The following is a 21550-nucleotide window of genomic DNA, read 5'->3' on the forward strand; positions in this document are numbered from 1 at the left end:
GCGACGAGTGTCGAATATTCGACACCCGATGTCGAACGGGTACGCTAGCCGCGCCCGGTCGCAAGATCAACGGGCAACCCACGATCTCGGGGCATCTGCGTGGCCGACTACACGAACCACCAAGGGCCGGCGGAACGGCCCGTCCGCTCGGCGATCGGCCGCCGCCCGACGAAGGCGCGCCGCCGGCCCGCCGTCAGGGTGCTCCCGGACGTGCGGTGCTCAGACTTCGATGGCCCCACCCCCGACGAGCAGGTCTCCGGAGCGGGACCTGGGCGTCAGTTCGAGTCGGATGCGGTGCTGCGCGCCACTCGACGCCCTCTCCGGCCCGCCGGCGAGAACCATCACCCGCACCCCGCCGCCGCGAGCGGAGTCCGTTCGCAGTTCGACCCCGAACTCCAGTTCCACCGTGCCCACTTCGAATTGCAGATCGCTCCCGGCGGCATGGTGGGCCGCCGCCCTGAGTTCATCGCGCACCGATTCGATCGCGGTGGCCAGGTCCACATACGTGTTGCTTCGTTCCGCCACTGCACTGGTTCCTTCCGTGGGGGAACCCTCAGGGAGCCCCGGCTGCATGTCGTCCGGCTCCTGAGAGCCGAACCCTGTCAAACGCACGCTGCTGGAAGCGGTGCCGAAGTCCACCGCGGCGACGCGCGGGTCGTGCAGCACCGCTTGGACGTAGGCGTGCGCGGCCTGCTCGCCCGCGTCCTCCCCCGCTGCCGCCCCGCTCGCTTCCCCGATCGCGGTTCGGGCCTGCAACGCCCGGCTGAGCAGCGCCTCGCCGTGCCGCGCCCCGGCCGAAATCGCCGCGCGATACAGGTCGATCGCCTCCGCCACGTCGCGTTGTGCCGCCGCGAGGTCGCCGGAGGCCCCCGAGGTCACCGCGCGGTTGTGGAGCCCCTTGGCGAGCAGCATCGTCTCCTCCGGCCCGCCGGCGACCCGAGCCAGAGCCCGGTACGCGGCGACCGCCTCGTCCGCGTGCTCCATCGCCGTCACGAGGTCGCCCTGCGCCGCGACCAATCCGGCCCGCATGTCCGAAGCGCCCGCCAACACCCGCCACGACGCCGGATCGTCGGGAGACTCCGCCGCCCTCGAACGGGCCGATTCCACGGCCTCGTCGACGATGTCCAGCGCCTCCAGCGGGGAGTCGGCCGCGACCAGGCAATCGGCGAGATGCAACAGGGCGCGGTTGTAGAGGACTTCGTGTCCGCCGTCGGGATCGCGCGCCGACGCGAGGCGGGCGGCGCGGACCGACTCCTGGCCGAGCGCCAGGGCCGTCCGCAGCTCCCCCGCGTCCCGGTACTGCGTGCTCGCCTGCAATGCCAAGGCCGCCAGGGAAGCCAAGTCCTCGAACGCGCCGGGGTCCGCGTCGACCCGGCGCCGCAGGTACTCCAATGCCTGCCCCAGGCGCGGACTAACCTTGCCCATCGTCGCCTCCCTTCCACTGATCGTCGAACGCCCCCCGGTGCAGTGCGATGATTCGCTCGGCCAGAGCCGGGTCGAAGACGTCGAGGTCGCCCGCCGGGGTGCGCCAGGTCAGCAGGCGTCGCGCGTCCCCCGCAGGGCGCGCGTCGGCGCCCGGCACGGGCGCGGGGTCGGCCGCGACCTCTTCCACGGGCGCCGGCGCCGGAACGACGACCGCCTGACGCATGATCAGCCTGTCGGCGGTACCCACGATCGCCATCACCGGTTTCTGCGGGACATCCGCCCTGCGCATGCGCCGCTCGGTGCGCCGGAACAGCGTGCTCAGGATCAGAGGTTCGCGATCGTTGTCCTCGCGACTCTCCAGCGAGGCCACGAAGTGTGCGGTGAACGTGGTGAGATCGCCGGCGCCGAGCCCGCCCTCGGCCCCGGAGGTCTGCGTGGGCCCGCTCGACGCCAGCACACACACCCCGTCGAGGAGACCCTCGTCGACATCCTCCTTCAGGGCGGCCCGGTCCAGGAGTTCCTCCTCCGCGAGTTCCTCGGCCACGGCCTCGTCGTCGCCGAGCACCTTGGCGGCGACTCCGCTGAAGCAGCAGTCCAGGACCAGTACGACCACGCGGGCGCGCGCCGCCCGCAGCAGGTCGCGCAGGACCGTGTAGCGCAGTCCGGTGGTCACGACGGATTCGGCGCCGGCTGTCGTGCACGACGTCAGGTACAGCTCCCGCTCGGCGCCGACCCGGGAGCCGTGCCCCACGTAGTACACGAAGAGCACGTCGGTCGCCTGCTCGGCCGCGCGCTTGACCGCGGCGCGCACCCCCTCGCCGGTCTGCGGGTTGACCAGCGAGCGGGTGTACTCGCGCGTGCCGTGGAACCCGGCGTACGCCGGGTCGGTGAGCAGGCCTTTCAAGCGCAGGACGTTGTGCAGTGCCGCCTCGACGCTCGCGAAGTCCCCGCCGTCCGGGTAGTCGGCGACGCCGATCAGCACCGCGCGGGACTCACCCGGACGCAGTGAACGCATGGATCGCTCAGGCCGAGGTCAACTCGTCGAGCTTGCGCCGGATCTCGTCCGCGTCCGTTCCGGTCACCGCGAACTCCTTGCCGTCCTTCTCGACGGTGACCGTGATCGACGGAGCGCCCGCACGGCGCCGGTTCTCGCGGAACGCCGCGATCGCGACGCCCAACGAGCCCGCGTTGAACCCGGCGGTCAGGACGAGGGTCACCACGGCCAGGACGCCGAGTTGGCCCGGCGCGGGTTTTCCGGGCTTGGCCTCGGGTGCCGCGTGCCTGCGCGCCTCGGGGATGTCGACCAGCCACTCGTACAGTTCGGCGGAGAGATCGTCGTCCCCCTCCGCGACACACCGGATCGTGACCCGCATGGCAGCCCCCCGTCGCTCGGCACGGTACTCCCCGTGAGGATACGAGGCGCGGGACCCGGCGTCCTGCGAACGCGGCATCACGCGGCGCTCGGACTGCCGGGCGGGACCTCGGGCGCGTCCGCGTGACGGCAACGCGCGTGCACGGTGCCGCTCGTGGCCGAACGCGGAGTGGCCCGCCGCGAGCCGGCCGGGCTCCCGACGGGCGGGTCGACTCCGAGAACCGGTCAGCCGGTCGCGCGAGGTCGGGCGCGTACGACGGCGTCCGCGCCGTCCAGGTGGGTCTTGCTGCGCTCGATCGCCTGCTGTTCGGCGTCGACGTCGAAGCCCCGGGTGGTGATCCGATAGGCCGCGCCGGAGACGACCAGTCCGACGACGAAGGCGATGTCCGCGCCGTCGAGGGTGTCGACCATGGGGCCGGTGTAGAAGCCGGTGACCATGAACGGCACCAGCGCGGCGACGCCCAGCGCGTAGGACAGCAGGCCGCGCCACCCCCAGCGTCCGTAGATGCTGTTCGGGCTGAAGATCTCGGTGATCGCGTAGTGGCCTCGACGCACGAAGTAGTAGTCGATCAGGTTGACCGCGGTCCACGGCGCCAGGACGTAGAGGATCAGGGTGATGAAGTCGTTGAAGCTGCCGAGGTACTTCGACGGCAGGCCCTCGGCCACCGCGAGCGCGAGTGCCGCGCCGGCCACGATGCCGGTGACGCGGGTGCGCACGGTCAGCGCGATGGGGCGAAAGGCCTGCACGATGCTCAGGCCCGAGAGCATCGCGCCGTAGAGGTTGACGCCCATGACGGCGATCGCGCTGGGCACCAGGACGGCGACGACGGCGGTCTTCCCGAAGCCGTCGAACAGGGTGTCGCCGATGTCCTGGAGGTTGACCAGCGCGTCGGGCACCGGGACGGAGCCGGCGATGAAGTTGCCGAGCACCATGAGCCAGATCGCCGACAGGGCGGCCCCGGCGTACGTCCAGCCGATCACCCCGCGTTCGGAGGTGTCCGCGGGCAGGTATCTGGAGTAGTCGGAGACGTAGACGGCGTACCCGAGTTGGTAGCCGGCCGCGGCGACGAACTGGGCGAGTGCCGCGGCGGGGGTGAAGGCGGAGTCGTGCGGGACGGGGTGCGGCTCCAGGTGCGTCAGCGCCAGCACGGTGAGGACCGCGAACACGGGGACGACCAGGTACGGCAGCAGGCGCAGCACGGCGTGCAGCAGGTCGTAGCCGACGATGGCCACGGTCGCCGCGAGTACGACGATGACGACCGCCCACAGCGTCGCCGGGCCGGGCAGCACCGATTCGAGCACCTGGGAGGCCAGCAGCACGCCGAACGCGCTGAAGCCGATGTACACGCAGATGACCGCGAGCATCGGCACCAAGGCGCCCCGGGTGCCGAACTGGGCGCGTGACTGGATCATCTGGGGCAGGCCCATGGTGGGCCCCTGGTTCGCGTGGAACGCCATGAAGCAGGTGCCGAACAGGATGCCGAGTACGGTGGCCGCGATCGACCAGCCGATCGACAGTCCCATGACGGGTCCCGCGAAGCCGACGACCATCGTGGTCGGCACGAACTGCCCGGTGAACCAGAACGGCGCCTGGTGCCAGGCACGGCCGTGCCGCTCGGACTGCGGGACGTAGTCGATCGAACGCGTTTCCAACACCGGGCCGCGGGCGGTCCCGGTTCCTGCTGCCTGCCGGCCTGTCACCGCGCCTGACTGGTCAGCCATGTGCCCTCCTTCATGTGGCGCAGAACATACACTTTTCCTGTAGGTTTGTCTGCGCAATGGGTGGTTTTGCGGCGAAGACGTGGTGCGGCGCGGTCCCCGATCCCCGCGCCGACGGGTCGCGTACGAACCCGTCGACCTCCCGGCGCCGACGGGACCCGCGCGGGTCCGGCGGCGCCTGATCGTGCTCGTCCGACCGCGAGGGTCGGATTCCGGTCAGCCGCGCGATTCCTCGGCGCGCTCCGCTGCCGTCGTCGGCGGCGACGGCCGTGCAGTCCGCGCCCCGGATCCGCCCGGGGCGCCGGATCCCTCCCGGGCGCCGGATCCGTCCGGGGCGCCGGATCCGTCCGGGGCGCCGGTGCCCGCCACGTAGTCGGCGAACCCCGCCATCGCGCGGGCGAAGGTCCGCGCGGCCGAGGCCAGGTCCTCGATCTCCACCCACTCGTCGGCGCCGTGCGCCTGCCGGATCGAGCCCGGGCCGTAGACGACGGTGGGAATCGCCAGGCGGTTGCGCAGGAAGCGCGCGTCGGAGCCGAGGAACAGCCCCACGAAGCCCGCGTCGTCCCGCGCCCTGGCGAGACGGCACGTGTCGACGAAGTCCGCGAAGGGGTGCGGCAGCGGCAGCTCGGACGCCTCGCAGAAGAACGTCGGGACCACGCGGTAGTCGACATCCGGGCAGGCCGCGTCGATCGTGCGGACGATCGAGGTGTACACGTCCTCGGCCGTCTCCCCCGGCAGCGTGCGCCGGTCGATGGTCAGCACGCAGTTCGGCGCGATCACATTGGCGGCGACCCCGCCGCGCACCATCGCCACATTGCACGTCGGGCTGCCCAGCAGCGGATGCGGGACCTCGTGGAACCGGGCCAGATGCAGGGCGGTGGTGACACGGGCCGCGTCCGCGACCGCCGAGCGTCCCCGCGCCGGGTCGCCACCGTGTCCGGCCGTGCCCGACACCTCGATCCGGGCCTGCCAGGAGCCGCGTTCGGCCACGGCCGGCCGCAGGTCGGTCGGCTCGGGAACGATGCACGCGTCGGCCCGGACCACACCGGCGGCCACGAGTTCCTCCGTCCCGTGCACGCCGCCGGTCTCCTCGTCGGCGACGAGGTGGAACACGATGTCGGCGCCGAGGTCGACGCCGGAGTCGACGCACGCGCGCAACCCCTCGATCGCCGCGGCGATACCGCCCTTCATGTCCGCCGCACCGCGCCCGATCAGGCGCCCGTCGCGCAGGACCCCCTCGAAGGGGGGCACCGTCCAGTCCGACTCGGCGACCGGTACGACGTCCACGTGGCCGTTGATCAGCAGCGTCGGGCGGCCCGGCGCGACGCGACCGTAGCCGGCGAGCACCGAGGGCCGCCCGGATCGCGACGTGAACACCTCGGTGGCACAACCGATCGCGCCCAGCAGTTCCAGCAACGCGGGCACGGCAGCGGACTCCCGGCCGGGCGGGTTCCGGGTGTCGATGCGCACCAGTTCCACCGCCGTCTCGCGCACCCGGTCGACCCGGACGAACGTGTCCACCGCGGGGCGCGGGCGGTCCGCGTCGAACCCCCCGGACCAAGGCGGCCTCACGGCCGCACCTCGACCGCCGGCAGGATCCCGACCCGCTGGAGGCCACGCGCGAACTCGCCCAACTGCGGTCGATCAGCGGTGAGTTCCGCGAGCAGCGCGGTGCCGGCCGCGCTCTCGCCACAGCGCAGCAGGATGACCGCCCGCCACAGGTCCGCCTCGCGGTTGGCGCCCAGGCCGGGCGCGACTCCCGCGAGCGCCTCGACCATCCCGCGGGCATCGGCGGCGGCGATCCGCGACGCGTCGCCGATCACCAGCGGCGGGGCGAACAACGCGGCCCCGATCGCCCGAAAGCCCTCGTGCACGGGCAACAGGCGCCGCAACTCGCCCACCGGGTCGGCGTGGTCGTCGACCCGGATGTCGGCGAGCACGTGCCGCCAGGGCCGCTCGCCGCGTACGCCGTCCACCACCTTCAGGACCGCGGACTGCGATCCCCTCGCGTCACCGCCGGCGCGTTCGCCCGCCTCGAGCGCGGACACCAGGCGCCGGGCGTGCGCCGTTCCGGGGTCGTGGTGGGCAGCCGTCAGCACGGCGGCGCACACGCCGTCCGAGGCCAGCATGTTTCCGGCGACGGCCATACCCGCGCCGCGTGCGACGTCGGCGTGCGGCGCACACCGGTCGCCGGTGAAGCAGGCGTAGCCGCCCGTCGCGTCCATGACGATCGCCTGCCGGTACTCGGCCGGCGGATCGCTCGCGGTCAGCGTCGCCAGCACGTCGTCGGGCGTCGCCCCCGCGCGCAGCATCGCCAGCCCCTCGTGCGGCCAGTCGGTGTTGGCGAAGGCCTGGCTGACCACGACGCCGACGCCGGCCTCCGCGTCGCCGACCACCGAGCCCACGGCGAAGAAGTGCGACTGCGCGGCGAATCCGAGGGAACCGTCGTGCGGATCGAAGCTCACGATCGAATAGGTCATCGGTGTCTCCCATCGCTGGTGTGTGCTGTCCCGGCGCGGCGGCCCCGACGTCGGGGGCGACCACCCGACCCCGAAGCGCCGACCACCGCTCTCGGCCGCGCCGGGCGGGCGGGCCGTCCCCCATCGGGCGGGCGGGCCGTCGGCCCCCGGGCGGGCCGAGGGATCCCGCCCGGGTGAATCGTGTCCCGGGGCCGAACCGACGCCCCCGGACCCGGGTTGGCCACCCGGGTCCCGCCGGCCCGGCCGCCGCGACGTCTCACCCCGCGGAGCGGACCGCCCGCACCCGAGGCAGGAGTTCGCGCGCGAGCAGGTCGACCTGCGCCTCGGCGTCCTGGTCGGGCAGCGGACACAGCGCCACGCAGTGCGCTCCCGCCTCGGCCAGCAGCGCGATCCTGCGGGCGCAGTCCTCGGGCGTGCCCACGACCGCCAGTTCGTCGATCCACGCGTCCGGGATCGCCCGCACGGCGTCGTCGAAGTCCAGCGCGGCCAGGGCCTCGGCCGCGTCCGCGATCCCGTGCGCCTCGGTCATCGGGTTGCGTGGTCCGGCCAGCAGGTAGAGGCCGAACAGTTCGCGCAACCGCTCGCGGGCGACGGCGGCATCGTCGTCGACGGAGCACAGGACGTACGCCACCAGGTCGTGCGCGGGACCGGCGCCGCCGCCGGCCACGGCGTCGGCCGCCCACTTGACGTATTCCGTTCCGGCGAGCACCGAGAGCACCGTCCCGTCGGCGGACGCGCCCGACATGGCGAGCGCCTTCGGCCCGCCCACACCCGCCAGGATCGGCGGCACCACCGCGGGCGGATGGGCCAGTTGCACCTCCCGGGCCCGGTACGAGGACGCCTCGACGGTCAGCGTCTCCCCGGCGAGGAGGGTACGCAGCCCGGCGATCACGTCCCGCACCGAGGACAGCGGCTTCCTCGATCGGATCGCCATCTGGTCCAGCCAGTCCGGCACGCCCGCCCCGACGCCGGCCTTGAGCCGCCCCGGATACAGTCCGGCGAGAGTGGCCAACTCCATGGCCAGGAGCGCGGGATGCCGGGAGGTGGTGGGCACGATGCCGATCCCGACCGGGAGTTCGGTGGCGGCCAGGACGGCGCCGGCCGCGGCGATCGCGCCGGTGTAGAAGTAGTCCTCGCCGACCCACAGTTCGTCGAAGCCGCCGCGCTCGGCGGCCTTGGCCGCCGCGACGATCTCGGCCGGACGTTGTGAACTGCCGAGCACGAGTGCGATGCGCGGGGATTCTTGGCCCGTGCGCGCGGAACCTTCGGCGACGGCCATGCTCAGACGCCCTTCGGGAGCGGGTTCCACGGGACCCAGCCCAGGCCGCGACTGTTGGTGGAGTCGTCGAATCCGGGCCGGGTCTCGTCCAGGTCGGGCAGCGCGGTGATGTGGGTGTGCCACATGCGCCACTGGGGTGCGCCCCGCCCGTTGTCGCGGTGGTAGATCTCGGTGGCCCGTCCCACCGTCGCGTCGACCGAGTCCGCGGTCCACTCCCCGCCGTCGAGCATCTCCGCCTCGACGGTGAACTCGCAGGCCAGCCAGGCGGTGTCGCCGCGGACCTCCAGGCGCATGATCCGCGTCGTCAGGCCGCCCGTCTGGGCGATGATCTCGCGGTACCACTTCCACAGCGCGACCTTCTCGGTCATGTTGAAGTACGGGTGCCCGTTGAAGTTGAACATCAGGTACTCGTCGCCCGGCGACGGGAACACCTCGACCATGCGGTCGATGTCCCAGCCGATATTGGATTCCCACCACTGCGTGTGGAGCCTGCGGATCTCGGCGATGTCCGCCGCGGGCGCGGTGCGCTCGGCGAACGTGTTCTCGGTCATGATTGGCTTCCTGTTCCGGTGGTGAGACGTCGATGCGGGGCGCGGTCGAGCCGCGTTCCGTCGACGAGGGGTTCGAGGTACGCCGCGACCCGGGCGGGGGCGGTGTACATCGGCAGGTGTCCGTGTCCGACGATGACCGCGAGCCGGCCGCCGGTGACTTCCGCGAAGGCGCGGGAGTCCCGGACGGGACAGCCCGTGTCCCGGTCCCCGACGATCGCGAGGGTCGGGCAGCGCAGTCGGGGCGCCGCGCGCAGTCCCGCGGCCACGGCGGCCGCGGTCCAGATGCGCGCCGCCTCGTCGTCGGAGTTGACGCTGATGTCGGCGGCGACGGCGGCGACCAGGGCGGCGTCCATGCCGGCCTCGCTCGCCAGGATGTCCAGCACCGCCGCACGGGTGCCCTTGGCGGCGACGGCCGCCAGGAACGCGTGCGAGTCGGCCGGCTCGGCCGCGCGGAAGGCGCCGCCGACCGTGGTGACGCCCCGGACCCGGTCCGGGTGTGCCGCGGCGAGTTCCACCGCGACGGCCGCGCCGACCGAGGCGCCCACCAGGTGCGCGTCCGCGACCTCGGCGCCGTCGAGCAGTTCGACGCACTCGCGCACCCACCGGTCGACGCCGTAGGTGTCGTGGCGCGCCGAGGACCCGTGCCCGGACAGGTCGATCGCCAGGCACGTCCACTCGGCCGGCACCGCCGCCAGGACCGCCTGCCAGCACCGGGCCTGGAGGTTGGCGGGGTGGACGAAGAGCACCGTCGGGGAGCCGGCCGCTCCGCCTCGCCGCGACAACGCCGAACCCGAGCCTGCTCCGAAGAAGATGCGCTGCACGGATGACATTGGGCTCCCCTCTCCGCTTGGGGCGCCATAGTTACAGTAACGATGTAAGTTTGTCGAGACTCCCGACCTGGGCCGCCATAGACTCCGACCATGAGTTGGCGAAGCATCGGCGATGTCGCCGCCGAGGTCGGGGTCAGTCCCCAGACCCTGCGGGCGTGGGAGAAACAAGACCTGCTCGTGCCGGACAGAACGGCCGGCGGGCAGCGCCGCTACGGCCCCGAGCACGTGAGCCGGGCACGCCGGATCGCCGACCTTCGACAGCGGCACGGCTGGAATCCCGCGGCGATTCGCACCTCGCTGAGCAGCCCCGACTCCCCGGCTTCCACGGACGAGGCCGCCGACGGCGGTCGGCTCCGCCGCGCGCGCCTGGCGAGCGGCCTCTCACTCAAGGAACTCGCGGCGATGACGGACACGTCGGTGTCCCACCTGTCCTCGATCGAACGCAGCGTCGAACGGGCCTCGACCCAGTTGATCGCCCGGATCACCGACGCGCTCGGCGTTCCCATGAGCAGCCTCGCGTCCTTCACCAAGACGAACGCGAGCGTCGTACGCGCCGACGAGCGCGCCACCGTCGTCCTGGAGGGCGGCGTGCAATGGGAGGAACTGCTCCTGCCCGGCCACGATCTCGAACCGGCCCTGCTGTCCATTCCACCGCGCGGCTCCAGCGGCGGCCCCTACTCCCGGCCCGGGGAGACCTTCGCCTTCCTGATGTCCGGATCCCTGCGCTTCCGGGTGGGAGGCGGGCTCGGCGACCACGCACAGGTCGCGGAGCCGATAGACGTCGCCGAGGGCGACTCGGTCTCCTTCCCGTCCCGGACCTTGATCTCCTGGGAGAACGTCGGCCGCAAGACGGTGCGCGCGATCTGGATCGAGGTGCTCTCCCCCAAGGCCTGGTCGGACCCGATGACCAGGCGCATCATCCGCGCGGCGTCCGGGTTCACCGCACCGGACGACCCCGCCGCACCGGACCCCGCCTCCGCCGAGCCCTCCTAGGGCGGGGGTCCGGTGCGGCGGGGTCGTCCGGGACCCGAAAGGGCGCGCGGCCGTCACCCCGGTCACCGGGCCGGCCCGGGCCTGGTCACCGCCGGGAGCCCTCAATGCGCGCGCCGAGATGCCCCGGCGACGTCAGCCGCCGAGGAGCCGTCGCTTGGCCTGGGCGAACTCCTCGTCGGTCAGGGCGCCGTGGCGATGCAGCACGACCAGACGTTCGATCCGCTCGAGCAACAACGGCTCGTCCCGCGGCCGGCCGGGCGTACCCGTCCGGTCCAGGGTCCGCTCCGCGCTCGCCGCGGCGGCGACGGCGTCGCGCAGCCGTGCGGCGAACGTCGCGACCTCGGCGACGTTCTCCCAGGCATGGTCACCACCCACGGCGGTGACCTTGACGATGTTCCCGGTGAGCCGGGATCGGCCCACCTCGACCTCGGCGATGCCCGCCAACGGCACCGCCACCGTGGGCCTGCCCTCCTTGGTGTAGACCAGCCGGCGCGTGGTGAGCACCAGGGTTCCGTTGGTCCACTCCTGACGGGCGCGCGCGGAGGTCGCCAGCAGCGGGACCTCGCCGGGCACGGCGGTCTCGGCGATGTCGCGCGTCATGGAGTTCTCGCCGCCGAGCCGGTCGAGCACGATGTCTGCGAGGTCTTCCCAGTCCATGGTCTCCATCACACCTTCGCTCTTCGAATTCCGGTACTGACAAGGGAGGTTCGCGACCCGTTCCCGGGGCCCGAACCCGCTCCGGGGGCGGGCCCGAGTGGCAACCGTCGCGCGTGGGTCGGTGCGTACGGACCACGGCCCCGGGCCCCGGCCGCGTGGACGGCGCGGCCGGGTCTCCGGGTCTCCGGGTCTCCGGGTCCGAGGCAGCGCGTCCGAGGCAGCGCCGCGCGTACGAGGCGCCGCGTCTAATCGGTGCGCAGTGCGGTGAGCACGTCGAGCCTCGCGGCACGCCGGGCGGGCCAGGCCGCCGCGAGCACACCCACGATCGCGGCCAGGACCAGGAAGATCAGCACCCGGTCCCACGGGACGACCACCGTCAGGTCCTTGGTGGAGCGGGCCATGCCCTTGACGCCGCCCACCCCGGCGATCAGACCGAGCACGACGCCCAGCAGGCCGCCGAAGACCGAGATGATCAGTGACTCCAACCGGATCACCCGTCGCGTGCGCCGCCGATCGAGCCCGATGGCCCGCATCATGCCGATCTCGCGGGTGCGTTCGAACACCGACATGGCCAGTGTGTTGACCACGCCGAGCACCGCGATGACGATCGCCATCGACAACAACCCGTAGACGATGTTGAGCATGACGTCGAAGAGCTTGTTGAAGTCCTTGCGCACCTCCTTCGCCGTCTGCACGTTCACCGCCGGGCTGTCGCCGGTCGCCTTGCGCAACGTCTCCCGCATCGTGTCCCGGTGCTGCGGCGCGACCTTGGCGAGCACGAAGTCGTCGCCGACGACGCCCACATGCGGGGTCAACGTCTGCAGCGATACGGTCAGGGCGCCGAGCAGCGGCGCCTCGTCGTAGATTCCGCCGATGGCCAGTCGGGTGCGCTCGCCGTCCGGGAAGGTGACGGAAACCGAGGTCCCCACCCGCCACTTGCGCTCGTCGGCGGTCTGCTTCGAGACCAACAACCCACTCGACAACGACTGCGGGCCGCCCTGGGTGAAGGTGGTCGCCAGCACCGAGAACGCGCTCGCCGGGTCGACCGCGGTGATCCCGTGCTCCTTGCCGTCGACGGTCGCCCGCGCCTCGCGGACCGGACTGACTGCGGTCACGCCCGGCACCTTGGCCACCGCGGCGGCGATCTCCGGCGCCAGACTCTGCCCGTCCGCCGACGAACTGAGCACGAACTCGGCGGTGATGCCCTTCGAGAGGGTGCGGTCGACCAGGTGCTTGAGCGAGGTACCGAAGATCGTCAGCGAGGTGACCAGCACCATGCCGATCATCAGCGCGGACGCGGTGGCGGCGGTGCGGCGCGGGTTGCGGGCCGCGTTCTGGTACGCGAGCCGGCCCTCCACCGGGTGGATCCGCCGCAGCAGCGCGCCGAACACGCGTACCGCGGGCGTGGCGAGCAGGGGCGTGAGCACGATGACGCCGACCAGGACGATGCCCGCGCCGCCCATCACGGTGAACACCTTGGCGTTGCCGGTCGCCGAGCCCTTGATGCCGGCGAGCAGGACGGCGCCGCCGAGTACCAGGGTCAGCGCGCCCGCGAGGTTGCGCCGACGCAGGCTCGACGTGCTGGGCGGCAGGCTCGTGCGCAACGCCGCGACGGGCGGGATCTTGGCGGCCCGATGTACGGGCAGCCACGCGGCGAGCAGCGTGACGCCGATGCCGACGAGCAGGCTCCACAACGCGGTCGTGCCGGAGACGATGGTCGATCCGGGCGTAAGGTTGGCCCCGACACTGTTGAGGACGCCGCGCAGTCCGATCGCGAGCCCGATGCCGATGACGAACCCGCCGAGGCCGGCGACCACGCCCACCGCGAGGGCCTCGAACATCACCGAGCGGGCGACCTGCCTGCGGGTGGCGCCGATGGCACGCAACAGCGCGAGTTCACGGGTGCGTTGCGCGACGAGCATCGCGAACGTGTTGGCAATGATGAAGCTGCCGACGAACAGTGCGATGCCGGCGAACACCAGAAGCAGCGTGCGCAGCGACGCGATCTCCTTGTTCACCTTGTTCCGGTCGTCCTGGCGCAGCTTGTCCCCGGTGAGGGCCTCGGCACCGCCGGGCAGCAACGGGGCCGCCGCCGCGCGCAGTTGCTCCTGGGTGGTGCCCGGTCGTGCGTTCAGGCGCAGTTCGCCGTAGACACCCGGTTCCAGGTAGAGCTCCTGCGCGGTGGCGGTGTCCAGGAGGGTGAGCGAGCCGCCGGCCTCGACGGCGGCGCTGTCGGTGGTGAAGACGCCGACGACGGTCTGGTCCAGGACGGGCCCGCGGGCGACGATCCGGATCCGGTCGCCGACCTTGTATCCGGCGGCCCTGGCGGTCTTGTCGTCGAGCGCCGCCTCGCCCGCCTTGACGGGCAGGCGTCCGGCGGTCAGCGGGTACCTGGGGTCCTTGCCGTCCGGGCCGGGCACCGCGTTGGCACCGATCGCGCTCGTCTTCTTGCGGACGAGTGCGCCGGCGCGGTCGACCACGGCGGTGAAGCCGGTGACGTGCCCGGTGACCGAGGCCGTCCCGGGCAACGCGCGGAGCCTGGCCGCGAGCGGCTCGTCCAAGGGCGGGATCTGCAGGTGGTCGACGGCGTACTTGGTGCCGCGGACGTCGACCGAGATGCCGCGGTGCTCGCGCAGCGCGGCGTCCGTCATGGCCTGCTCGAGCGTGTCGCCGAAGACCAGGACGGCCGACACGAACGCGACACCGAAGACGACGGCGAGCGCGGTGAGGGCGAGGCGCACCTTGTAGGCGACGAGGTTGCGCAGGGAAGTGCGAAGCACGGTCGCGTCCTTCAGAGGGGGAGGGCGGGGACGGCGGCCACGGCTACGTCCGGTTTCCGGTTGAACCGGCGCATGCGCTCCAGCACCCGGTCGGAGGTGGGTTGGGCCATGTCGTCGACGATGCGGCCGTCGGCCAGGAACAACACCCGGTCGGCGTACGACGCCGCGACCGCGTCGTGGGTGACCATCACGATGGTCTGACCGGATTCGGTGACCGACGCGCGCAGGAAGTTCAGCACCTCGGTGCCCGAGTACGAGTCGAGGTTGCCGGTGGGCTCGTCCGCGAAGATGATCTCGGGTCGTCCGGCCAGGGCGCGGGCGCACGCGACGCGTTGTTGTTGGCCGCCGGACAGTTGCGCGGGCCGGTGGTCGAGGCGGTGGCCCAGTCCCACGGTCTCCACGACCTTGTCGAGCCACGCGGGGTCGGCCCGCCGTCCGGCGATGTCCAGCGGCAGGGTGATGTTCTCCAGTGCGGTCAGCGTCGGGAGCAGGTTGAACGCCTGGAAGATGAAACCGAGCCTGTCGCGCCGCAGGTGGGTGAGGCCGGTGTCGTCGAGCGAGGCCAGTTCGACGTCGCCCAGCCGGACCGAACCCGAGGAGATCTTGTCCAGGCCAGCCATGCAGTGCATGAGCGTCGACTTGCCGGAGCCGGAAGGGCCCATGATCGCGGTGAACTCGCCGGCTCGAAAGCCCACGGACACCTCGTCGAGGGCTCTGACCTCGGTCTCTCCCTCGCCGTAGACCTTCATCAGGTTCGTGGCGACGGCGGCGTACGGCGCACCACCGGCGGACGGTGGACGTGCTCCGGTGGCGGTGCGGCTGTGGCGGGGTGTGCTCATGGGCGTCTCCATCGGTGCGGCCCGCGCCTCGTGCGAGGCGCGGCGGGTCCCGCCCCGAGGGGCGAGCGGAATAATAGATCGAGTAGTCGGTCTAATTTAACGGGACGATCCGATGCCGACGTCAACCACGCGTAGTAGGAGCGCGTCAGCCCCAGGGTGGACGGAACACCGTCGCGTCGTACGCTGCGTTGAACGTCGCGTTGCAGGTCGCGTTGCAGGTCACGTTGTAGGTCGCGTTGTAGGTCGCGTTGTATGTCGTGTCCTACGGTGCGTTGAACGTTGTCGTACGTCGCGAGGCGCGTCGGCTCACGCGGCCAGGGCCCGCGCGTGCACCTTCTCGACCGCCTGCCGCGCCGACACCATCGATCCGTGCTGCCAGCCCAACATGTTGCTCAGCCAGTCGCCGGCGAAGAAGACCCTCCCGCGCGGATCGGTGAGCGGCCGGAATCGCGGGGTGTTGACGGCGCCGTTGTTCTGCGTGTCGGCCGCCTGCCAGCCGCCCTCGACGAACGGCTCCAGCCCCCACATGACCGAGAGTGAACTCGCAAGCTCCGTACGCGCCTTCGAGCCGTGCACGCGTACGTTGCGGCTCACCGCCTCGGCCGACCTCCGGGCCGGTGGCAGACCCTGGATCGTGGTCTCCGCCCGCTCGAAGTAGGCGACCATCACGCCGCGTTCGCCCTGGTAGTCGCACGACGGGTACCACAGCGACCCGTCCGCACCATAGGAGGTGAGGCCGCCGTAGATCGCGAAGTCGTCCTCCCACCACCGACTGCGGTACTCCAGCCCGATCTTGCCGGGGAACTCCGGCATGAAGCCGCCCAGCAGGGCGGTCGCCTCGGCCGGCAGTCCGGCGATACGCGCGGCCACCAGCGGCGGTGTGGTCACGATGCAGTAGTCGACGTCGAGCACGCCGCTCGCCGCTCCGCGATACGTCACCCGGGTACCGCGCGGACCGTCGGTGATCGCGGTGACCTCTACCCCGCATCGAACCCGCCCTCGACCGATCCGCTCCGCCAGGGCCTCGACGATGCGGTCCATGCCGCCGACCGGTTGGAGCAGGGTCGACGCCATGTCGAAGTTCGCGTCGAGGTACCAGTGCCGCGCCAACTGTTCCGAGAACACGCGGTCCAGCGAACCCCGCCGGGGCAACGGCGTGCCGGGCGATCCCGCGCCGCCGGGGTTGACCGCGAACCCGCGCCGCCGCGGGTCCTCGCGGTACGTCAGGTCGTCGCCGAGATCGCCCATCGCCTTCAGGAACACCAGCAGGCGTTCCTTGTCGACCGCGGTCAACTGCCGGTCCAGCAGCCCCTGGTCGGTCACCTTGGCCAGCAACTCGGCGACCACGCCGTACGCGTCCGCCTGCCCGGTCTGAAAACGCGGCCGGCCAGGACCGTTCGGGTCGAATGCGAAGGTGTTCGAGTTCGATATCGAGAACACCTCCAGGGGCACCCCCAGCTCACGGCAGTAGTCGGTGCTCACCGACCACTGCGGGAGCATCGCGGGTCCGGCGTTGAGGTACTGCCCCGGCGCGAAACGTGCCTGCTGGGTCACGCCGTTGAGGTCGGTCAGGGTGTCGCCGCCACGCACCGTGAGACTGCGCCCGCCGATCCGCGGACGCGCGTCGAGCACGGTCACGTCGTAGCCGGCCTTGTTCAACTCGTACGCGGCGGTCAGACCGGCCACACCGGCGCCGACCACCGCGACGCGCCCCGCGCCGCGGCCGCCGAGCCCGAAGTCGGACGCGCGCGGCGCGCGAAAGGGCGGCGTCGCGGCGCTCGCCGAACTCGGAGCCAGGCCGAGCGCGCCCATCGCGCTCAGCGCCGCGCCGGCACCACCCACGGCACCCACCCGTTGCAGGAATCCTCGGCGGCTGGTCGCCCACTCGGGTCGTCGGGAGTCGGTCATGTGCGTGTCACCTCTTGGATGAAGACGTCGAGTAGGGGACGAGGCGGTCATTAATTGATCGACCCGTCGGTCTATTATTAACCCAGTCGCACGGTCGGCGCGCGCGGGACACGAGATCGACCCCGCCCACTACGTCGGGTCGTTGCGGCGGCGTCGGGTCGTTGTGCCCGCGCAAGTGGCGTGTCGCCGTCGGGTCGACGGGTTGCCGTCACGTCACGTGCCGCCGTCCACCGATCGGCGTCACCATGCCGCGGAGGTCGAGTCGAGCATCCTCGAGGGGCCGCGTGTGGTGCGCGGTGCGCGAGGATGTGCGGGCCGGCGCCGGCCGACAGTGCTCGCTCTCGGCGGATCGGCATCATTCGGCCCGGTGCTCGAACCGCCGTGACGTGGGGCGATGTTCCACGACATGATGTCCGTGGCGGCCCGTGCACGACACGAGGCCGAGCGGGAATCGGCGACGCGAGGACGCGCGCGACCACCCCGCGATCATCGACAGGGGACCGAAGACAGTGCTGTGTTCATCGTGTGGCGGGCCTTCCGGCATGCCCGGCCGCTGCACCGACTGCGTTCTCCGGAGCGTCGTCCCGCCCCCCGGGGAGAACCCTCGCGGCCCTCACGGCCCTTGGCCCGCGCAGTTCGGGTTCGCACCCCCGGTCCACGGGTCACCGGCTCCGCACGCCCGGCCCCACCCGGCCTGGCCCGCCCCGACGCCCCACCCGCGCTCGCTGCGCGGACTCGCGATCGCCCTGTACGCCCTCCTGGGATTCGAAGTCGCCCTCGTGGCGTTCTCCGGCGTCTGGCTCCTCGAACGCGCCTCCCAGTGGGGGGACATCGCACACGGGCGGGCTCCCGACGGCAATCCCTACCAGGCCGGCGACGCGGTGACCCTCCTGTGGCGTGTGAGCGCGATCCCGATCCTCGCCGTGTTCGTGGTCTTCCTGATCTGGTTCTACCTGGCACGCACCAACGTCGACACCTATCCCGACCGCCGGGCCCGGACGTTGTCCTCCGGCTGGTCGGTGGGCGGTTGGTTCTGCCCCGTGGTCAACCTGTGGTTCCCGATGCTGATCACCCGGGACATCTGGCGCGCGAGCGACCCGCGTCCGCCCCGCCCCGACGGCGCCCCCGAGCGCGGCGGGCCGCGCCTGGTGTGGGCCTGGTGGGCCACCCTCATGTGCGTGATCCCGCTGTACGTCTACACCCGCCACGTCCGACCCGACGGCGAGCCGGACCTGTCCGACGACAGGTTCGACCCGATTCCCCATGCCGAGGCAGCCCGCACCGCGGACATCTGGCTCGCCGGCGACTACCTGATCACGACCGTCGCCGCCGGCCTCCTCATCGCCGTGATCGCCCGCATCACGCGCTTCCAGACCGAACGCGAACACCGCATGGTCGCAGCTCGGTTCGGAGCACCGCAGTACGCTCCCCCGGCACCGGAGCACGGCCACCCGACCGCCGAGGCGATCGCTCCCGCGCGCCTATCCGACGCCCCGCAGCCACCGCCCCGGCCACCACACGCGCCGACCGATCGGACGAAACAGCCCACCTGATCGGCGACGCCCGCGAGAGGGCCGTCGCGCGGCGGGCGGACACCCGCCCGCCGCGCGTCGATCACAGCCCGGGGATGGGCACGTTCCCGAGTATCGGCAACTCGACGACCAGATCGGGCGCGGGCGCCTCGATGTCGACGGGTCGGTCGTACTCCGACCAGGTCACGCTGACCGAGTCCCCGTCCGTCTCGGACGCCTCCGCGCGCATTTCAACGGGCAACGGCGGGCCGTCCGCCGGGATGTAGATGAGCGCGGCATCGTCATCCTCGGACTCCGCGAGCACGACCATGCGACGACCCTTGATGACGGTGTCGGCCCGACGATCGGCCTCCGGCAGGTCATGGACGAACGTACGCGGGTTCGCCGCCTTCGACGCCTCCGCCATCCTCGAACGCGCCTGATCGTCCGCCGCGACATGCCCGTACTTGCCTTCCAACGCGGCGACGAGGTCGGCCCTGCCGGGACCGAGACCCCGTTGCCAATAGGCGCGCGAAGCCTTGACGTACATGTCCGAGCCGACGCTGATCGTCTCGACCGTGTAGCTCTCGACCTTCCCGAAGCTGGTGAAGTCACCGGACTTCAAGTCCAGCCGCATGTCGGCGTGGCCGGTCATCCCGGCGCTCCGCAGGTCGGAGGTGACCCGGACATAGCGAATGTCGTCGATCGCCTTGTCCACCCTCTCGTACAGCGCCTTGTTGCCCAGTCGCGACAGATCCGCGGAGGCCGCGTCGGCCAGATCCACAGCCGCGGAACATCCCGTCACCAACGCCATCCCCACCGCTGCCGCCGCCACCCGAACAGCCGAACCCACGCGCGCCATCGACGTCCCCGATCCATTCCCGCCCCGACCCCACCGACCGTGACCCGCATACATGATCCCGAGCGGTCCCGGACGCCTTCACCCGGGGCCACCAAGGAGGTTGGCGAACGGACGTCGGCGAAAGAACGTTGGCACCGGGTGAATTCGCCGGCGTCTCGAAGCAACCACGCGGCGAAACGTCGATGGCCCGCGATGGGTGGGAGTGCAGGGGGCGTTGGTGGCCGCCCGGCGAAAAGCGCGACCGGTCCGCACAGTTCGGCGCACACTGCCTGTCGGATCAGCCCCGGTGCCCGCAAACACGTTGTGTGCGCGGTGAGTTCAGGGCTTGCGGGCCACGGCTCCGTAGCAGGAGACGAGGGCGGGGTCGGTGGGCGTGTCGGAGGTGGGGCGCCAGCGGGAGACGGGGACCACACCGGGGGCCTCGATCTCCCAGCCGTCGAAGAGTGCGATGACTTCCGCGAGTCCGCGTGGGCGCAGGGTGATTCCGGCGTCGGCGTAGGCGCCGACCAGTCGATCCCATCCCTGTGCGTCGTAGTCGCCGGTCACGTGCGAGACGACCAGGCGGCTGCCGGAGGGCAGGCGTCGGGTCAGTCGGCGCAGCAGGGCGAGCGGTTCCTGGTCGTCGGCGACGAAGTGCAGGATGGCGACGAGCAGAAGGGCGACCGGTTCGTCGGCGTCCAGGGTTCGGGCGAACTCCGGGTGGCCGATGACCGATTCGGGTTCGCGCAGGTCGGCGTTGAGGTAGGCGGCACTGCCGTGCGGGCCGCTGGTGAGCAGGGCCTGGGCGAGGGTGAGCACGATCGGGTCGTTGTCGACGTAGACGACCCGGGCGTCGTCGCGGACGGCCTGGGCCACGTCGTGCGTATTGCGGCCGGGGACCGGTATGCCGGAGCCGATGTCGACGAACTGGCGGATGCCCGAGCGCGCGAGATGCTCGACCGTACGCAGCAGGAACGCGCGGTTCTCCCGGGCGGTGGTCCGTAGCGTGGGGAAGGCCCCGAGGGCGGCGTCGGCGGCCTCGCGGTCGGCGTCGAAGTTGGTGGTCCCGCCCAGGTAGTAGTCGTACATGCGCGCGGGATGTGCGCGTTCGATGCCGATCTCCAAGGATGTGTCCGTGCCGAGTCGTTCGGACCGGTCCGCCGCCACCGTCGTCCCCCCGTGGTCGTCGGCCGGGCCTCCGCGTGGCCCGGTCGCTTCGCGTGATCATTGCGAATGCGCGCCGTCTTCGAGGCGCAACAGGGCGTTACCCACCGCGATGGGTGCGACAAGCGCACAATGGGGCGGCGTGTGTCCGGGGGCGACGTGCGTCCGAGTGTGGCGATCGGTCGGGGCGGGCGCGATGTCGCGGCGGGCTTCGGTCCAGGTGTCGGTCCGGGATGGGGGTCCGGAGTCTGGGTCCGGAGTCTGGGTCCGGAGTCTGGGTCCGGAGTTTCAGTCAGAGGTCTCGGCATCGGGGATGCCGAGGGTGCGGGCGATGCTCTGTCTCGCGTGGCGAACGTTGGAACGGATCGTGGCGGCGCTCATGCCCAGCAGGCGGGCGGCCTTCTCGTCGTCGTACTCCAGGATGTAGCGCAGCGCCATCGCCTCGAACTGTCGGTCGGGAAGCCGGGCGATCGCGCGGAACAGGCCGATGGGTCCGTCGAGTTCCGCGAGTTGGTCACGGGACAGGTGCAGCGAGCGTCGGGTGACGGCCGCCGAGTCGGGGTCGTCCTCACTCAGACCCTGCATCAGGATCGCGACCGCGTCGTGCCGAAGTTCGCGCACGGTCTTCTCGCGCCGGCCGAGCAGGCGTGCGGTGTCCTGGTTGCTCTGCCCCAGTACTCGGGTGAGGAGGAAGACCTCGTAGTGGTCCCGGGGCAGTTGGTGGACGGCGGAGAACAGGGCCATGCGGTGTTCGAGGGTGTCGAAGACCTTCGTCGGCAACCGCAGCGCGTCGAAGACGGCCGGGTCGAAGACGGCGGTGTGCACGAACGCCGATTCCCGGCCCTCGCGTTGCAGCCGACGGGCGATGTGCCGACGCAACATCCGCCACGCGATCGGGTCGACCGATCCGGGCGTACGCCCCCATATGGTCCCCAGTTCGATGAAGGCCTGTCGTACCACCTCGGCGGCGGCCTCCCGCCCGCCCAGTTCCAGGTGTGCGACGCGCGACCACAGGACCGCGTGCGCGCGATGGAACCGGGCCAGGTCGGGCGGGAGTTGCCCGCCCTCGGGTCGCTCCCCCGGGTGCGTCACGACCCGCCCTCCCTGCCGTACCGCGGCGCTCCGCACGTGTGACCTTCCGCGCCGGCGGAGACCGCGGCGCGGGCGGGGATCGTCACCCGGGCGGAGACCGCCGCACGGA

At 71.8% G+C, this 21550-nt stretch carries 18 protein-coding genes; 2 read left to right on the forward strand and 16 right to left on the reverse strand.

Annotated features, from left to right (window positions below; translation table 11 throughout):
• Window positions 1-219 precede the first annotated feature (219 nt).
• From ACWCPW_RS18205 to ACWCPW_RS18245, 9 genes are all read right to left on the reverse strand, one after another.
• A complete protein-coding gene (locus tag ACWCPW_RS18205) occupies window positions 220-1425 on the reverse strand; it encodes a trypco2 family protein (protein ID WP_449762576.1) in 1206 nt (401 codons plus the stop codon).
• Complete coding sequence (locus tag ACWCPW_RS18210; RefSeq protein WP_449762577.1) at window positions 1412-2440, reverse strand: caspase family protein; 1029 nt, start codon at window positions 2438-2440, stop codon at window positions 1412-1414. The genes ACWCPW_RS18205 and ACWCPW_RS18210 overlap by 14 nt, the downstream gene beginning before the upstream one ends.
• Before the next feature lie 7 nt (window positions 2441-2447).
• Entirely contained in the window at window positions 2448-2798 is a 351-nt protein-coding gene (locus ACWCPW_RS18215) for an effector-associated constant component EACC1 (protein WP_449762578.1), read from the reverse strand.
• A gap of 224 nt (window positions 2799-3022) precedes the next feature.
• Window positions 3023-4519 (reverse strand): purine-cytosine permease family protein, encoded by a 1497-nt coding sequence (locus tag ACWCPW_RS18220; RefSeq protein ID WP_449762579.1) that lies wholly within the window; start codon window positions 4517-4519, stop codon window positions 3023-3025.
• Window positions 4520-4732: 213 nt separating this feature from the next.
• Window positions 4733-6088 (reverse strand): M20 family metallopeptidase, encoded by a 1356-nt coding sequence (locus ACWCPW_RS18225; RefSeq protein ID WP_449762580.1) that lies wholly within the window; start codon window positions 6086-6088, stop codon window positions 4733-4735.
• Window positions 6085-6996: a DUF1028 domain-containing protein gene (locus ACWCPW_RS18230; RefSeq protein ID WP_449762581.1), complete on the reverse strand. Its 912-nt coding sequence runs from the start codon at window positions 6994-6996 to the stop codon at window positions 6085-6087. The genes ACWCPW_RS18225 and ACWCPW_RS18230 overlap by 4 nt, the downstream gene beginning before the upstream one ends.
• A 256-nt stretch (window positions 6997-7252) precedes the next feature.
• On the reverse strand, window positions 7253-8275 hold the full coding sequence (locus ACWCPW_RS18235) for an LLM class flavin-dependent oxidoreductase (RefSeq protein WP_449762582.1): 1023 nt from the start codon (window positions 8273-8275) through the stop codon (window positions 7253-7255).
• A gap of 2 nt (window positions 8276-8277) precedes the next feature.
• Window positions 8278-8826: a YybH family protein gene (locus tag ACWCPW_RS18240; RefSeq protein ID WP_449762583.1), complete on the reverse strand. Its 549-nt coding sequence runs from the start codon at window positions 8824-8826 to the stop codon at window positions 8278-8280.
• The gene (locus tag ACWCPW_RS18245) at window positions 8823-9656 is read right to left on the reverse strand and encodes an alpha/beta fold hydrolase (RefSeq protein ID WP_449762584.1); all 834 of its coding nucleotides are present in this window, start codon (window positions 9654-9656) and stop codon (window positions 8823-8825) included. Before ACWCPW_RS18245 ends, ACWCPW_RS18240 begins: the two co-directional genes overlap by 4 nt.
• Window positions 9657-9746: 90 nt before the next feature.
• On the opposite strand from ACWCPW_RS18245, the gene ACWCPW_RS18250 reads away from it, so the two are divergent.
• Complete coding sequence (locus ACWCPW_RS18250; RefSeq protein WP_449762585.1) at window positions 9747-10649, forward strand: MerR family transcriptional regulator; 903 nt, start codon at window positions 9747-9749, stop codon at window positions 10647-10649.
• A gap of 132 nt (window positions 10650-10781) precedes the next feature.
• On the opposite strand, the gene ACWCPW_RS18255 is transcribed toward ACWCPW_RS18250, so the two are convergent.
• The 4 genes from ACWCPW_RS18255 to ACWCPW_RS18270 all read right to left on the reverse strand — a co-directional run bounded on the left by ACWCPW_RS18255 (window position 10782) and on the right by ACWCPW_RS18270 (window position 16833).
• Entirely contained in the window at window positions 10782-11306 is a 525-nt protein-coding gene (locus tag ACWCPW_RS18255; protein WP_449762586.1) for an SHOCT domain-containing protein, read from the reverse strand.
• Window positions 11307-11551: 245 nt separating this feature from the next.
• Window positions 11552-14086, reverse strand: coding sequence for an ABC transporter permease (locus ACWCPW_RS18260; RefSeq protein ID WP_449762587.1), 2535 nt, complete (start codon window positions 14084-14086; stop codon window positions 11552-11554).
• An 11-nt stretch (window positions 14087-14097) separates the two neighbouring features.
• Window positions 14098-14925: an ABC transporter ATP-binding protein gene (locus ACWCPW_RS18265; RefSeq protein ID WP_449762588.1), complete on the reverse strand. Its 828-nt coding sequence runs from the start codon at window positions 14923-14925 to the stop codon at window positions 14098-14100.
• Window positions 14926-15231: 306 nt separating this feature from the next.
• Window positions 15232-16833: a flavin monoamine oxidase family protein gene (locus tag ACWCPW_RS18270; RefSeq protein WP_449762589.1), complete on the reverse strand. Its 1602-nt coding sequence runs from the start codon at window positions 16831-16833 to the stop codon at window positions 15232-15234.
• Between the two features lie 779 nt (window positions 16834-17612).
• Here ACWCPW_RS18270 and ACWCPW_RS18275 point away from each other — a divergent pair.
• Window positions 17613-18386 carry a DUF4328 domain-containing protein gene (locus tag ACWCPW_RS18275; protein ID WP_449762590.1) on the forward strand — a complete coding sequence of 258 codons (774 nt, stop codon included), beginning with the start codon at window positions 17613-17615 and terminating at the stop codon, window positions 18384-18386.
• Window positions 18387-18447: 61 nt separating this feature from the next.
• On the opposite strand, the gene ACWCPW_RS18280 is transcribed toward ACWCPW_RS18275, so the two are convergent.
• The 3 genes from ACWCPW_RS18280 to ACWCPW_RS18290 form a co-directional block, all read right to left on the reverse strand.
• Window positions 18448-19149: a hypothetical protein gene (locus ACWCPW_RS18280; RefSeq protein ID WP_449762591.1), complete on the reverse strand. Its 702-nt coding sequence runs from the start codon at window positions 19147-19149 to the stop codon at window positions 18448-18450.
• A gap of 375 nt (window positions 19150-19524) precedes the next feature.
• Complete coding sequence (locus ACWCPW_RS18285) at window positions 19525-20310, reverse strand: SAM-dependent methyltransferase (RefSeq protein ID WP_449762592.1); 786 nt, start codon at window positions 20308-20310, stop codon at window positions 19525-19527.
• A gap of 327 nt (window positions 20311-20637) precedes the next feature.
• Window positions 20638-21441, reverse strand: coding sequence for an RNA polymerase sigma factor (locus ACWCPW_RS18290; RefSeq protein ID WP_449762593.1), 804 nt, complete (start codon window positions 21439-21441; stop codon window positions 20638-20640).
• Window positions 21442-21550: the final 109 nt, after the last annotated feature.

Source organism: Embleya sp. NPDC001921 (genome assembly GCF_053594475.1).

Coding starts and splice junctions, on each gene's coding strand:
- ACWCPW_RS18205 (WP_449762576.1), bottom strand. CDS start 1,425: ATGGGCAAGGTTAGTCCGCGCCTGGGGCAGGCATTGGAGTACCTGCGG.
- ACWCPW_RS18210 (WP_449762577.1), bottom strand. CDS start 2,440: ATGCGTTCACTGCGTCCGGGTGAGTCCCGCGCGGTGCTGATCGGCGTC.
- ACWCPW_RS18215 (WP_449762578.1), bottom strand. CDS start 2,798: ATGCGGGTCACGATCCGGTGTGTCGCGGAGGGGGACGACGATCTCTCC.
- ACWCPW_RS18220 (WP_449762579.1), bottom strand. CDS start 4,519: ATGGCTGACCAGTCAGGCGCGGTGACAGGCCGGCAGGCAGCAGGAACC.
- ACWCPW_RS18230 (WP_449762581.1), bottom strand. CDS start 6,996: ATGACCTATTCGATCGTGAGCTTCGATCCGCACGACGGTTCCCTCGGA.
- ACWCPW_RS18235 (WP_449762582.1), bottom strand. CDS start 8,275: ATGGCCGTCGCCGAAGGTTCCGCGCGCACGGGCCAAGAATCCCCGCGC.
- ACWCPW_RS18240 (WP_449762583.1), bottom strand. CDS start 8,826: ATGACCGAGAACACGTTCGCCGAGCGCACCGCGCCCGCGGCGGACATC.
- ACWCPW_RS18245 (WP_449762584.1), bottom strand. CDS start 9,656: ATGTCATCCGTGCAGCGCATCTTCTTCGGAGCAGGCTCGGGTTCGGCG.
- ACWCPW_RS18250 (WP_449762585.1), top strand. CDS start 9,747: ATGAGTTGGCGAAGCATCGGCGATGTCGCCGCCGAGGTCGGGGTCAGT.
- ACWCPW_RS18255 (WP_449762586.1), bottom strand. CDS start 11,306: ATGGACTGGGAAGACCTCGCAGACATCGTGCTCGACCGGCTCGGCGGC.
- ACWCPW_RS18265 (WP_449762588.1), bottom strand. CDS start 14,925: ATGAGCACACCCCGCCACAGCCGCACCGCCACCGGAGCACGTCCACCG.
- ACWCPW_RS18270 (WP_449762589.1), bottom strand. CDS start 16,833: ATGACCGACTCCCGACGACCCGAGTGGGCGACCAGCCGCCGAGGATTC.